Origin of the sequence: Lysinibacillus sp. NPDC086135 (genome assembly GCF_044746345.1) — a bacterium.
Taxonomy (GTDB): Bacteria; Bacillota; Bacilli; order Bacillales_A; family Planococcaceae; genus Lysinibacillus.
In genome coordinates, this window is the sequence record NZ_JBIVCA010000007.1 from 51,788 (window position 1) to 65,528 (window position 13,741).

At 37.9% G+C, this 13,741-nt stretch carries 14 protein-coding genes; all 14 read left to right on the forward strand.

The features are described from left to right. Positions 1 to 31: 31 nt before the first annotated feature. A complete protein-coding gene (locus tag ACIPKN_RS11070) occupies positions 32 to 1,084 on the forward strand; it encodes a FecCD family ABC transporter permease (protein ID WP_400935981.1) in 1,053 nt (350 codons plus the stop codon). Further along, positions 1,081 to 2,115, forward strand: coding sequence for a FecCD family ABC transporter permease (locus ACIPKN_RS11075; RefSeq protein WP_400935983.1), 1,035 nt, complete (start codon positions 1,081 to 1,083; stop codon positions 2,113 to 2,115). The genes ACIPKN_RS11070 and ACIPKN_RS11075 overlap by 4 nt, the downstream gene beginning before the upstream one ends. Positions 2,116 to 2,175: 60 nt before the next feature. After that, positions 2,176 to 3,132, forward strand: coding sequence for an ABC transporter substrate-binding protein (locus ACIPKN_RS11080; RefSeq protein WP_400935985.1), 957 nt, complete (start codon positions 2,176 to 2,178; stop codon positions 3,130 to 3,132). Positions 3,133 to 3,174: 42 nt separating this feature from the next. Continuing rightward, positions 3,175 to 4,224 carry an NAD(P)/FAD-dependent oxidoreductase gene (locus tag ACIPKN_RS11085; RefSeq protein WP_400935987.1) on the forward strand — a complete coding sequence of 350 codons (1,050 nt, stop codon included), beginning with the start codon at positions 3,175 to 3,177 and terminating at the stop codon, positions 4,222 to 4,224. Between the two features lie 756 nt (positions 4,225 to 4,980). Continuing rightward, positions 4,981 to 5,184: a 50S ribosomal protein L31 gene (rpmE, locus tag ACIPKN_RS11090; protein ID WP_010857976.1), complete on the forward strand. Its 204-nt coding sequence runs from the start codon at positions 4,981 to 4,983 to the stop codon at positions 5,182 to 5,184. 405 nt (positions 5,185 to 5,589) lie between these two features. Further along, positions 5,590 to 6,162: a thymidine kinase gene (locus ACIPKN_RS11095; protein WP_400935990.1), complete on the forward strand. Its 573-nt coding sequence runs from the start codon at positions 5,590 to 5,592 to the stop codon at positions 6,160 to 6,162. A 184-nt stretch (positions 6,163 to 6,346) separates the two neighbouring features. Then, positions 6,347 to 7,423, forward strand: a complete 1,077-nt coding sequence (gene prfA / locus ACIPKN_RS11100) for a peptide chain release factor 1 (RefSeq protein WP_142509196.1) — start codon at positions 6,347 to 6,349, stop codon at positions 7,421 to 7,423. Further along, complete coding sequence (gene prmC, locus ACIPKN_RS11105; RefSeq protein WP_400935993.1) at positions 7,410 to 8,270, forward strand: peptide chain release factor N(5)-glutamine methyltransferase; 861 nt, start codon at positions 7,410 to 7,412, stop codon at positions 8,268 to 8,270. Before prfA ends, prmC begins: the two co-directional genes overlap by 14 nt. Positions 8,271 to 8,314: 44 nt before the next feature. Further along, positions 8,315 to 8,911, forward strand: a complete 597-nt coding sequence (locus ACIPKN_RS11110) for a stage II sporulation protein R (protein WP_400935995.1) — start codon at positions 8,315 to 8,317, stop codon at positions 8,909 to 8,911. Positions 8,912 to 9,016: 105 nt separating this feature from the next. Further along, on the forward strand, positions 9,017 to 10,051 hold the full coding sequence (locus ACIPKN_RS11115) for an L-threonylcarbamoyladenylate synthase (RefSeq protein WP_400936190.1): 1,035 nt from the start codon (positions 9,017 to 9,019) through the stop codon (positions 10,049 to 10,051). Between the two features lie 385 nt (positions 10,052 to 10,436). Further along, positions 10,437 to 10,934: a manganese efflux pump MntP gene (locus ACIPKN_RS11120; protein WP_323654267.1), complete on the forward strand. Its 498-nt coding sequence runs from the start codon at positions 10,437 to 10,439 to the stop codon at positions 10,932 to 10,934. Between the two features lie 24 nt (positions 10,935 to 10,958). After that, positions 10,959 to 11,399 carry a low molecular weight protein arginine phosphatase gene (locus ACIPKN_RS11125; protein WP_400935998.1) on the forward strand — a complete coding sequence of 147 codons (441 nt, stop codon included), beginning with the start codon at positions 10,959 to 10,961 and terminating at the stop codon, positions 11,397 to 11,399. Between the two features lie 8 nt (positions 11,400 to 11,407). Beyond that, positions 11,408 to 12,691 (forward strand): methyl-accepting chemotaxis protein, encoded by a 1,284-nt coding sequence (locus ACIPKN_RS11130; protein ID WP_400936000.1) that lies wholly within the window; start codon positions 11,408 to 11,410, stop codon positions 12,689 to 12,691. Positions 12,692 to 13,256: 565 nt separating this feature from the next. Next, positions 13,257 to 13,694, forward strand: coding sequence for a ribose 5-phosphate isomerase B (rpiB, locus tag ACIPKN_RS11135; RefSeq protein ID WP_132360346.1), 438 nt, complete (start codon positions 13,257 to 13,259; stop codon positions 13,692 to 13,694). Positions 13,695 to 13,741 lie beyond the last annotated feature (47 nt).

Genomic DNA, 13,741 nt, shown 5'->3' on the forward strand with positions numbered 1-13,741 from the left:
ATTGAAATCGTAAGGATTAAGGAGGAAGTATATGACTACGTCGACAGGAGTAGGAGGGCTTAGAGATTTAGAGGAATTACAGCAGAGATCTCATCCAGTCCGTGGTGTAGTAGCTTTAATTGTTGGAGTGATAGGGTTAATATTTGCAATCGGTTTGTCTATTTCATTTGGTGCAGCAGATATATCATTGAGTACTGTATGGATAGCTATTACTCATTTTTCACCGGATTTAACAACACATCAAATTATACATGATATTCGATTACCACGAGTGTTAGGCGCTGGATTAGTAGGTGGATGCTTTGCGGTCGCAGGTGCGATTATGCAAGGCATGACACGCAATCCATTGGCTGACTCTGGATTATTAGGGCTAAATTCTGGGGCCGCGTTTATGTTAGCAATCTGCTTTGCTTTTTTCCCTAATTTATCGTACATGTATATAGTTTTATGGTCATTTGTTGGAGCGGGCTTAGGTGTTGCGATTGTTTATGGTGTAGGTTCGCTGTCAAAAGGTGGTCTAACGCCAATGCGATTAGTGTTGGCAGGTGCTGCTGTAAGTGCTCTATTAGGTGCTCTAGGGGAAGGCGTTGCCCTTTATTATCGTATTGGACAAGACTTAGCCTTCTGGTATGCAGGAGGTGTATCAGGTACAAAATGGTATCATCTTCAAATATTATCGCCATGGATACTGGCGGCAATGATTGGAGCACTAATTTTATCACGCTCCATAACATTACTTAGTTTAGGTGAAGAAATTGCCGTAGGACTTGGGCAACGTACTAACGTAGTAAAAATATGGGGAATGGTGATTGTTTTAGTATTGGCAGGAGCGGCAGTATCAGTCGTAGGGGCAGTCGGGTTTGTTGGGTTAATAATTCCGCATTTTATGAGATACATAGTTGGACACGATTATCGTTGGATTATTTCATGTTCACTAATATATGGAGCATTACTTGTTGTGCTGGCCGATCTTGTTGCACGGATGGTCAATCCACCTTACGAAACACCAATTGGGGCGCTTATTGCCTTTATTGGAGTTCCATTCTTCCTATATATAGCCCGTAAAGGAGGAAAAGAACTATGAGTAATAGTTTTTTAACGGTAACTCAACAAAAAGCTAAAAAGAAAAACTTCTTAATTCTGGGTACGCTAGTTTTACTAATAGTCATCACATTTGTCATTAGTATGAATACAGGGGTTATAAAGCTAACACCAATGGAGGTTATTCGAACACTTTTTGGTCAGGGCGATGCCCAACAGCAACTTATTTTATTTGAATTTAGGCTACCTCGTATTGTTATCGCTGTTTTAGTGGGGATGGGCTTAGCAGTTTCAGGGGCTGTTTTACAAGGCATTTCTAAAAATGCTCTAGCTGACCCAGGCATTTTGGGTATAAATGCAGGAGCTGGACTTGCCGTTATGCTTTATATTTCATTTTTTCCTTCGACTAAAGTAGCACCTGTATTCTTACTGCCAGTGTTAGCATTTGTAGGATCAGGGATAACAGCTGTTTTAATTTATATACTTTCTTATCGACGTCATGAAGGGATTACCCCAATGCGCTTAATATTAACAGGGATTGCAATAGCAGCGGGTATTAGCTCAGCGATGATTGTGCTGACGCTACGTTTATCACCTGAAAATTACCAATTCGTTGCAACGTGGCTTGCGGGGAGTATTTGGGGATCAAATTGGAGATTCGTATTATCTTTATTGCCATGGTTACTAATTTTACTACCATTTGTGTATTCAAAATCCCGCGTATTGAATGTTTTAAATTTAGGAGAAATAACAGCAGTCGGTTTGGGAGCTTCTATTGAAAGGGAGCGTCGTTGGCTTCTTGCAGCATCTGTAGGATTAGCTGGAGCAAGTGTGTCAGTAAGTGGGGGGATTGGATTTGTAGGGTTAATTGCTCCACATTTGGCACGTCAGCTCGTTGGGGCTAAACATCAACTTTTATTGCCAGCCGCCGCACTTTTAGGGGGCTTATTAGTTTTAATGGCTGATACAATTGGTCGCTTAATCTTAGAGCCATCAGAAATTCCAGCTGGGATTGTTGTAGCAGTTTTAGGGGCACCATATTTCTTATATTTATTAGCACGATTAAAGGAATAAAAGGGAGTACTGCAATCTTTTTTTATTGAGAATGAAAATTATTATCAAATAAGGAGTAGAATGATGAAAAAACGAACTATATTTTTAATTATTTTAGTACTTATGCTTGTGGGATGTAGTAACAATGACGAGACACCAGAAGATAAAAAAGTGAACAGTGATACTAAAGCAGCGACAGAAGCAACGACGAAAAAGATATCCACTATTAATGGAGAAATTGAAATTCCTACAAAAGTTGAGCGACTTGTAGTGGATGCATATTTGCCAACTTCATTACTATTAGGAGTAAAGCCAGTAGGTGCGACACAACGTGATTTAGAAAATGTCCACATTCAAGATCAAATTAATGATATAGAAAATACAGGGGAAAGTGCAATTGAATCAATTTTAGCTTTGAAGCCAGATTTAATTATTACAGCTGAAGCGGATGCAGAATCGTATGAAAAGTTATCCAAAATAGCACCGACTGTTGTTTTGCCCTATGAAACCTACCGTAGTGTGGAAGAAGAAGTAAAGGGGCTAGCTGAAATTTTAGGAAAACAAGCTGAAGGAGAAGCTTGGCTAAAAATGTTTGCAGAGAAAGTATCAGAAAATCGTGAAAAGTTAGCAGAAGTTTTAGATCAAAATGAAACGTTTTCTATCTTTGGGGCATATGGCAAAGATTTTTATTTATACGGTGATGGTATTTATCGTGGTGGGCAAGCAATTTATAAGCAATTACAACTAAAAGCACCCCAAAATATTCAAAAGGAGTTAATTGAAACAGGGGAAACGTTCAAGCAAGTCTCTTATGAAGTATTACCTGAATATGCGGGAGATTATATTTTCATAGATGAATCAAATGGTGCCGAGTTAAACAAAGAAGATTCTCTGTGGAAGTCAATGGATGCAGTGAAAAATAATAATGTATTTTATTTAGATGCTAAAAGATTTTGGCCGTTTGACCCGATTGCTGTACTTGCACAAGTAGAAGAAGTGACAAATTGGCTGTTAGAAAAGAAAAAGAGTGAAAAATAAATGGTTTTGTTCGTACTAAAGATGAAATGAGGAATGACGAATATGACGATAGAAATGTATGATGTAACGATTGTTGGTGGGGGACCCGCAGGTCTTTATACATCTTTTTATAGTGGGATGCGCGATTTAAAGACGAAAATTATAGAATATAGCTCTCAGCTTGGTGGTCGAATGTTAATTTATCCAGAAAAGATGATTTGGGATGTTGGGGCTGTAACACCAATATTAGGTAGACAGCTAATTGAGCAACTAGTTGAACAGGCAAAAACATTTGATCCAACGATAGTATTAAATCAAAAAGTTGAAAAGTTAGAAAAGCAGAGTGATGGTACATTTATTTTAACGTCCTCAACAGGTGAAAAACACTATTCGAAAACGGTCATTTTAGCAGTTGGATACGGTGTACTTTCGATGCAAAAGCTCGAGCTGGAAGGAGTAGATCGCTATGAGGTGACAAATTTATATTACACAGTACAGGAGTTAGAAATTTTCCGTAATAAGCATGTTTTAATTTCTGGTGGTGGTAATTCCGCTGTAGATTGGGCAAATGAGCTAGAGCCAATTGCTGCTAGTGTAACAATTGTTCACCGACGTGATGAATTTGGTGGTCATGAAAAAAATGTTATAAAAATGCGCGAATCCTCTATATCTATAAAAACGCCTTATGAAGTGGTGCAATTGCATGGTGATGGTGATTTAATACAGTCAGTGTCAATCGCAAATAAAGAAACGGACGAAATAGAACAATTAGAAGTGGATGTAGTCATCGTTAATCACGGCTTAAAATGTGATTATGGCGCACTTGAAGAATGGGGCTTAAATATTCAAGAAGGAGTAGCTATTGTCAATGAAAAGCGTGAAACAAATATAGAAGGTGTTTATGGTGCAGGAGATTTTGTAGATCATCCTTCAAAGGTAAGATTAATAGCAGGTGCATTTACGGATGGTATTCTAGCATTGAATAGCGCAAAGCTTTATTTAGAGCCGGATGCACCAAAAGTGGCGTACGTGTCTTCCCATAATATTCGATTCAAAGAACGAAATAAAAAAATAGGATTAGTGGATAATGACTATCGTGAAGTGCGTGGTTAACTATTAATTTTTTTGAAGGGAAGTTTAATAAAAATCTAAAGCCTACTCTAAACATGAGTCACCATCGACTAGCAATAGTTGATGGTGATTTTTTTACCACACCGTGTGGGTGATGCGCTTTTCTAGGGGTGATAGAGGAGTCTAAAAACGGAAGTTATTCCGATAAATCTTCAAAGTATTCATCTAAAAATGGATTTATCACAATAACGTGGAGCAAAATCGTGAGGAAGTATTGTTTTGCACATACAGTGGTAAAGTTGCAATCGAGCCATAAAGAAGATTCCACTAATTATGAACATAAAAAAATATATATCTTTTCGTCTTAAAATGGACAACATATCTTGCTAAACTTATAACGGTAAAACTATTTTCTGAAAGTCTAAGTTTCACAAAATGTGAGATCATTTCCGTAAATATGATGATATATATTGGACCGCATTTGCTATTGGTATTATCCCTATGTTTGTCATGATTAAGTTGTTAAGTAATAAATCTAAAAATATTGATAGATTTTACGGTTTTATTTTCGATTATTTTTTCATTTATGATGGACTCTTTAATAGGAGAAGTGTTTAGATATTTGTTATAAATAACTAATTGTTAATACACACAATACTATTGTCAAATGTATATTTCATATGGTAATATTGCAAAGTATGCAACGTGTACATATGTAGCCGACATATTCGGGCTATGTAAGGTACAGTTCGATAATACTCTGTTCCAGATGGTTCAGGGCGAGAGGAGAAAACGAATATGAAACAAGGAATTCATCCAGATTACAAAGAAGCAACAGTAACTTGCTCTTGTGGTAATACTTTCAAAACTGGTTCAGTAAAAGAAAACATCGTTGTCGAGTTCTGCAACGACTGTCACCCATTCTATACTGGCCGTCAAAAATTCGCGTCTGCTGATGGTCGCGTGGATCGTTTCAACAAAAAATACGGTCTTAAAAACTAATGTTAGTTTAATACCTGCCAAGCATGTGCTTGGCAGGTATTTTTTTCAGTATAATCAATTATGCCTCGGTATAATTGCGTCCGGAATCGGCTTTGTGCTTAGGCCTGCAAATGTTTTTTGCGCGAAAGCGTAGCGTCTGCGGCACGATGCAGGTCAGTTAGCCGTTATCGCATGGATGCGATGATTTTAGGCGAACATCCTCTAAGAACTCCTTTCCGATTCCGTGACATCCGCCGGAGGCTTAACTTCTTTCAGTGGGTGTTTGGATACAGCTGAAAAGTAGCTTAAATCCGCATTCATCTCACCAGCTATAGAGGTGGGAGACTGCTGTAGCTGAAAGAAGTTAAATGCCTAATGCGAGTCTTTTCAGTATCTAGATCGACATGAAGAAAGGGAGAAGACAAAATGGCACAGCTATATTTTAAACATGGTGCAATGAATAGTGGTAAATCCATAGAAATTTTAAAAGTTGCACATAACTATGAAGAACAACAAAAACCTGTAATGATGTTTACATCAGGCTTAGATACGCGAGATGAAGTAGGTTTTATCTCAAGTCGAGTAGGCTTACGTCAACAAGCCATTCCTGTTAATGATGATACAAATATTTTTGAACTAGTGAAAAATAATACTGTAAAACCATATTGTGTACTTGTTGATGAAGTACAATTCCTAAAAAAAGAACATGTTTTACAGTTGGCAAATATCGTGGATGAGTTAGATATTCCAGTCATGGGCTTCGGTCTAAAAAATGATTTCCAAAATGAGCTATTTGAAGGCAGTCAGTACATGCTTACATATGCAGATAAAATTGAGGAAATGAAAACGATTTGCTGGTTCTGTCATAAAAAAGCGACAATGAATTTGCGTGTTGATGAAAGTGGAAAGCCTGTTTATACAGGTGATCAAATTCAAATTGGAGGAAATGATTCCTACTATCCGGTTTGTCGAAAATGTCACGTGCATCCGCCGCTATAATGCAAACTGATTCAGTTGATAGAACTAATAAAAAGTAGCATACATGCGGAAATTTCCTTATACTAAGTAGTGGAAATGAAAAATGTTCAAAAATATTCTTACGCGCTTAGCGTAATTCAAATTTAAAGTTTCTCTGCAAATACAAAAGAGCAAACTTCATAAAAACTTAATAGAGGTGAAATCCATGTTCGATCGATTACAAGCAGTGGAGGATCGTTATGAAAGGCTAACAGAACTTTTAAGTGATCCCGATATTGTGAATGATAGTAAAAAATTACGTGAATATTCCAAAGAACAATCAGATATCCAGGAAACTGTTGATGCTTATCGTGAATATAAAAGTGTAAAAGAGCAATTAGTTGAAACACGTGAAATGCTAGATAGTGAAAAAGATCCTGATATGCACGAGATGGTGAAAGAAGAATTCAACCTACTAAAAGAACAGCAAGAAGAGTTAGAAGAACGTTTACGCATCTTATTAATTCCAAAAGATCCTAATGATAATAAAAACGTTATTATGGAGATTCGCGGAGCAGCTGGTGGAGACGAGGCGAATATTTTCGCTGGAGATTTGTTCCGTATGTACTCTCGTTACGCAGAGACACAAGGCTGGAAAATTGACATAATGGAAGCGACGCCAAACGCAATGGGCGGCTATAAAGAAGTTATTTTTATGATTAACGGTCAAGGTGCATATTCAAAATTTAAATTTGAAAATGGTGCGCACCGTGTACAACGTGTACCTGCGACAGAATCTCAAGGGCGTATTCATACATCGACAGCGACAGTAGCTTGCTTACCTGAGGTCGAAGAAGTGGATGTTGAAATCCATGAAAAAGATATCCGAGTTGATACATTTGCATCTTCTGGTGCCGGTGGTCAATCGGTAAATACTACGATGTCAGCTGTTCGTATGACTCACTTACCGACAGGTGTTGTTGTTTCGATGCAGGATGAACGATCACAAATTAAAAACCGTGAAAAGGCAATGAAAATTCTGCGTGCTCGTGTTGCTGATATGTATTTGCAAGAAGCACAAAAGGAAATCGATGCCACACGTAAATCAGCTGTAGGTTCAGGCGATCGCTCTGAGCGTATTCGCACATACAATTATCCACAAAACCGTGTAACAGACCACCGTATTGGTTTAACGATTCAAAAACTAGATCAAATCGTCGAAGGTAGACTAGGCGAAATTATTGATGCGCTCATTTTAGAGGAGCAAGCATCAAAGTTAGAGCGATTAAATGATGACCTATAATAGTGTAATGGAGGCCCTTCAATGGGCTTCTTCTTTTTTAGTGGATAATGATCGTGAGGAAACGGCAGCACGTATTGTCATGCAGCATATACTTGGCACTAGCTATTCAGAAGTAATGTTACACCTTCAAGATGAATTAACGGCTGAACAAAAAGAAAAATTTAAAGAACTCATCAAAGAGCATGCGAGTGGAAGACCTGTACAGTATTGCCTCGGTAGTGAAGAATTTTATGGCCGTTCATTTATTGTCGATGAGTCAGTACTTATTCCTAGACCTGAGACCGAGGAATTAGTGCTTGGAACAATTAATCATATGAACAAAATGTTTAATGATCAAGCAGTGAAGCTTGCAGACATCGGAACTGGTAGTGGTGCAATTGCTATTTCTATGAAGCTAGAATGTCCAGAGCTAACAGTCGTTGCCACTGATTTATCCGAAGCGGCTTTAACTACAGCACAAAGAAATGCTCAAAGATTAGCGGCGGATATTGATTTTCGACTAGGGGATTTAGCGAAGCCTCTGGCAGGTGAGAAATTTGATATCGTGTTATCGAATCCACCGTATATTGCTTTTGATGAGGCGAAAGAGATGTCGAGTACCGTGCTAGAGCATGAACCGCATAGTGCTCTTTTTGCAGAAGAAGACGGACTTATTTTATATAGAAGGTTGGCTGAGCAGCTTCCGCCCCTTATGAATAAACCTGCGCTCATTGGTCTTGAAATCGGTTATACACAAGGGGAGCAGGTGGCTCAATTCTTTAAAAATAGTTTTCCGCAGGCGACAATTTCGATAGAAAAAGATATAAATGGTAAGCCTCGAATGATTTTTTGTGAAATTTATGTATAAAGTATCTACTTCTTGCCAACAATGTTGAGCAAGGAGGGATTTTTATGCTAAACGAATACAAGATTATTAGATTACCTAAACGAAATATCATTCTAGCTTTTGCAAGATTAGTATTTATTGCGATTGCTTTACAATTATGTGTTTTATATATTCCAACATTAGTAGGTTTCGCAAAAGCGTCTATCTATCATGAGCAAGAACATGATTTTCGTATACGCGTTATTGCCAATAGCAATACGAATCAGGATCAGCTTGAAAAAGAGGAGCTTGTCAAAAATTTAAAGCCCTATTTTACGCAAGTAGTAGCTAGTGCTGGAGCTAAAACTGTGGATAACGAGCAAATACTTTTATTAAAACAAGAAATTGAAGCAGAAATAAAAGAAAATTATCCACAGATGGATACACAAGTTGTACTTGGGGATAACTTATTTCCACCAAAGAGAAAGGACGCTGTACTTTATCCACAAAATTTGTATCATTCGATTGTTGTGAAAATCGGTGATGCACGTGGTGATAACTGGTGGTGTAGCGTATTCCCATCAATTTGTGAGCCTGCGAAAGAAGAAGCGAAAGAAGAAGTAAAAGAAGAGAAGGAACACGTTACATTTTTTATATGGGAATGGATTAAAGGTTTTTTTTGAATGAATTGTTCACAAATTCAGACAACTTATGCACAATTTTTAATAAGTTATAAACATTATGTGGATAATTCAGTAAAAACGAATAATTGAAGGAAGGTTTTAATGATGGAAACCGTTTGCAAGATTGTGGACAGTAATGTGAATAGTCAGACAAATTATACACAAGCTGTGGATATCTTAAATGCAGGTGAGGTCGTGGCATTTCCAACAGAAACGGTTTATGGCCTAGGAGCTGTTGCAACAAATGACACGGCAGTAAAAAAGATATTTGAAGCAAAAGGTCGTCCTTCTGACAATCCGCTAATTGTCCACATTGGCACGAAAGAGGAAGTTGAACTTTATATTGAGCATATTTCTGAAGTAGCCAAAAAATGCATGGATTTATTTTGGCCGGGTCCACTGACACTTGTAATGCCCGTTAAGCCAAATGTGCTGGCGGACAGTGTGACAGCTGGTCTATCGACTGTAGGCATTCGTATGCCGGATCATCCGGTTGCACTTGCCTTACTTCAACAATTAAAAAAGCCACTTGCTGCGCCGAGTGCTAATCGTAGTGGAAAGCCAAGTCCTACAGAAGCAATACATGTTCAGGATGATTTGGGAGGGTACATACCTTATATTTTAGATGGAGGCTCTACTGGGATTGGACTCGAATCCACAGTGTTAGATGTTACACACGAACCTCCAGTAATTTTGCGTCCAGGAGGAATTACAAAGGAAATGTTAGAGGCTAAGATTGGTCAAGTACTGCAACCTTCAAAAATAGAGCAAAAATTAGAGGCTACTCCAAAAGCCCCTGGTATGAAATATACACACTATGCACCTAACGCCCCTGTGCTATTAATTGACTGTGATTTAGAGAAAGTCCATGGGGCTGTATATCAATTACAAAAACAAGGGCATAAGGTAGCGCTACTTGCACCAGCTAGCTTTGCTGACAGCAAGGCTGATTTTTATTTCTCAGTAGGAGAGGCCGGTAGTAAAGAAGAAATGGGTGCGACATTGTATCATGCGCTAAGAGCTTGCGATAAAACAACAGCTACAATTATCCTGGCGACTACTACATCGACTGAAGGGGTAGGGGCTGCAATTATGAATCGTCTTGAGAAAGCAGCCGGAGGAAAATGGTATACTCGTTAATAAAATACCTATAAAAATAGTATGCTAGAAGTAACTTCTGGCATGCTATTTTTGTATTCAAGATAATGTGAAACTTTAACATCATCCCACTGATTATTAGTCTTCACCAATCGGGCTTTTACGGGCAGTAAATCTCTCTGTATGTACTGATGCTTCGCTTTTTAGTACAGATCAATTACTGCCCGTTAATGCGGGATAAAAATCTGCTTAGACTTTTATACTTGATCTATAGCTGTTGAAAACGTAGCAAGTTTTTACTATAAATGAAGGTATTGTTCATTGTTGGAGTGACTTTTAACACTTAGTCGTAAGGAAAATGTATTATGATAATACTGTATTTTCGAGCATAAAATGATAAAATATTAGAGAGCGAAGGAGTGCTTTCTTGCAGGGGATTCTTGCAGGTATATTAACGTCTGTAGATGTGATTGGTTTATATGTATTAATACCAAATGTTAGATATCGATTTTTTTTATCAGTTTGGACAGCTGCTTTGCATATGCTGTTCCCGTTATTAGGTTTCGAATTAGGACACTTTTTAGTGCATTTCTTCTTAGAGTGGGGACAATGGATTTCAAGTATTTTATTATTTTGCATGGGCTTACATTTACTATTATTTACGCGAAAAGATGAAAAGGTTACTATTTCACCAATACTTTTAGCTGTGACTGCAAGCCTAGATACCTTTTCAGTAAGTATTTCTTTTGGTATGCTACACTTAGAGAAATCAGTATTTATTATAAGTGCAGGTGTAAGTGCGCTTATTTGCTCTTATGGGTCATTAGTCATTGCACGAAGAAGTCAGGTCTTACTTGGCGATAAATTCCAAATCATTACAGGGATTTTTTTTATCATTATGAGTGTACTAGCCATCCGGCAATAGAGAAAACAATGGAGGGTGATAAGTATGAAAATACTATTTGTTTGCACAGGAAATACTTGTCGCAGTCCCATGGCAGAAGTTATTTTAAAACATAAACAAACTGACAATGTTGAGGTCCGTTCAGCGGGCATTTATGCCATGCCAAATGCGGAAATGTCTGCGCATGCACAACAAGTATTATATGAAGCAAATATGACGCATCAGCATTTAGCAACGCAATTATCAATAACTGAAATGGAGTGGGCTGATTTAATTTTAACAATGACAACAGCTCACAAAGCTACAATTATTGCTAATTATCCAAATGCAGAACAAAAAGTTTTTACTTTAAAAGAGTATACAAGCGAAGGTAACGAAGGAAATGTTGTCGATCCTTACGGTGGTAGTAAAGAAATATATAAAGAAACATTTGTAGAATTAACGGAATTGGTAGAACGATTAGTAAAAAAAATTGAAGAGAATTGAGGGTCTCTATGAAAAAACAGTTTGGCTTACGACTTAAACTAGTATTATTTGTCGGTATTCTTGCACTGATCACGTACAGTATTAGTTTTATATTTATCGAATATTTACAACCTACCTTCTTCCCAGGAATTGATCGTAAACTGTTTGAAATTTTTACTTATCTGTCGGGGATTGCATGGTCATGCATTTTGGCTGGAATTTTCAGTGTGATCTTAATTAAACCTTTACAAAAACTGGAAAATTCAGCTTCCCGTGTAGCAGAAGGGAAAATTGGTCAAGATGTAGAAATGCCGAAAACAAGTGATGAGATTCGCTCTGTTGCAGAGGCATTCCAACAAATGGTGTTGAATTTAAGAGGAATGGTGGAAAGTATAGATAATAACTTCCAGCAAACCAATCAATCCATTATCCAACTTTCAGATGAAGCAGCTGTTGCAACAAAAAAAGCAGAGAATATTGCTTCTACAGTAAAGCATATTTCTTCTGGTGCAGAGACATCTGCAACGGCAGTCCAAGATACAGCTGAAGCTATTGAAGATGTACGAGCTCTCGCGACAGAAGTTAATAGTAGAGCAGAGGCATCGGCAACGCAATCTAAAGAGATTTTACATAATTTAACGACAACAACAAAGGCGATCGAAACATTAGTGAATAGTATTCAGCAAATCGCGGCTGGCAATACGGAGGCATTAGAAAGCATTCGTCTATTAGAGGAAAATGCCGGACAGGTAGAGCGCATCATTAGCTTAGTTGGCGATATTGCAGCACAAACAAATTTACTAGCTTTAAACGCTTCGATTGAAGCAGCGCGTGCTGGAGAACATGGGAAAGGTTTTGCCGTTGTAGCTGAAGAAGTTCGTAGTTTAGCGGATGAAAGTGCGAAAGCGGTACAGGGCATTACTTCCCTTATTCAATCCATGCAACAAAACGTTGAAATTGTTGTAAAACAAATGAATCAACAGGTGACATTTGCGACAAAAGAAGCTGCACGTGTATCAGAAACAACGACAGCAGTAGAAGGGATGTCTTCAAGTGTACATGAAATGGCGACAGCGATTGTAGAAATTTCTACACTTATTGAGCAGCAAATGCATAATATTGAAACAACTGCTCGTCAATCTCAAGAAGTTGCAGCCATTGCTCAAGAAACATCAGCGGGTGCACAAGAAGTTCGCAGTGCAGCAGAAGAACAAGCATACGCAATTGAGCAAGTAGAAAAACTAGCAGAAGGTTTAAAGAAACAATCTGAAGAGCTGCATAAAATGATTCAACAATTTGATAGACAAGCATAAATGTGAAGAATTTAGACTGTAGATAAACTCGAGTGAAGTTCGAGTTTACTACAGTTTTTTTATATGTTGTATGAAGGTTAGTATTTGATGCCCGCATAGATGATAGTGGCAGATAGAAGAGGCAAAGTGAAGGATAGCCCGTAAAGTGACGGAAAGAAGAGCAGCAACGACGGAAAGAACAGGCGAAGCGACGGATAGTACATCAAACTAAAAAAGCTTCTCATCTATTACGCCACACTCGCATTTTGCATAGAATCCCTCTATAGTGTTAACTACTGGCAATACAGAGAAAAAATATTGATATAGCATGTCCACTGCAATTGCAAAGGTAAAAAAACTTTAGAAGATAGAATATTACGACAAAAGACCGTTATCCGAATTTATCAACATGATATTCACATTATCCACAGGAAAATAACTTTAAAAGTGAATGTTTTAATGTGTGATTACAAGAAACGTTCGTCTTTTAGGGGAAATCAGCATAAAAATGCAAGAAAAATCATGTTATTCTTGAGATAGAAGTGGTACACTAGTGTTGACTATAATTTCGAAATGAGGGAACCCAGTGAGAATAGCAATTTCTTCTGATCACGGAGGCAATAACTTACGTCGTGAGATTATGCAGCTGTTAGATGAGCTACATATTAGCTACGAAGATTTTGGTCCACAATCTGCGGATTCAGTAGACTATCCTGATTATGCAAAACCAGTTACTGAAGGTGTTGCTAGCGGGGAATTTGATAAAGGTATTTTAATTTGTGGTACAGGCATTGGTATGTCCATTGCTGCAAATAAAATTAAGGGGATTCGTTGTGCTTTAGTGCATGATTTATTTAGCGCAAAAGCAACGCGTTGCCACAATGATTCCAACATTTTAGCAATGGGTGAGCGTGTTATTGGGCCAGGCCTTGCACGTGAAATCGCTAAAGTATGGCTTGAAACAGATTTTGAAGGTGGCCGTCATACGCGCCGCATTGAAAAAATCGCAGAGCTTGAGCAGTAAGAAAAGCAATTAAGTTTGTTTAACATATGTCCTAAGCTAAAAAGTGT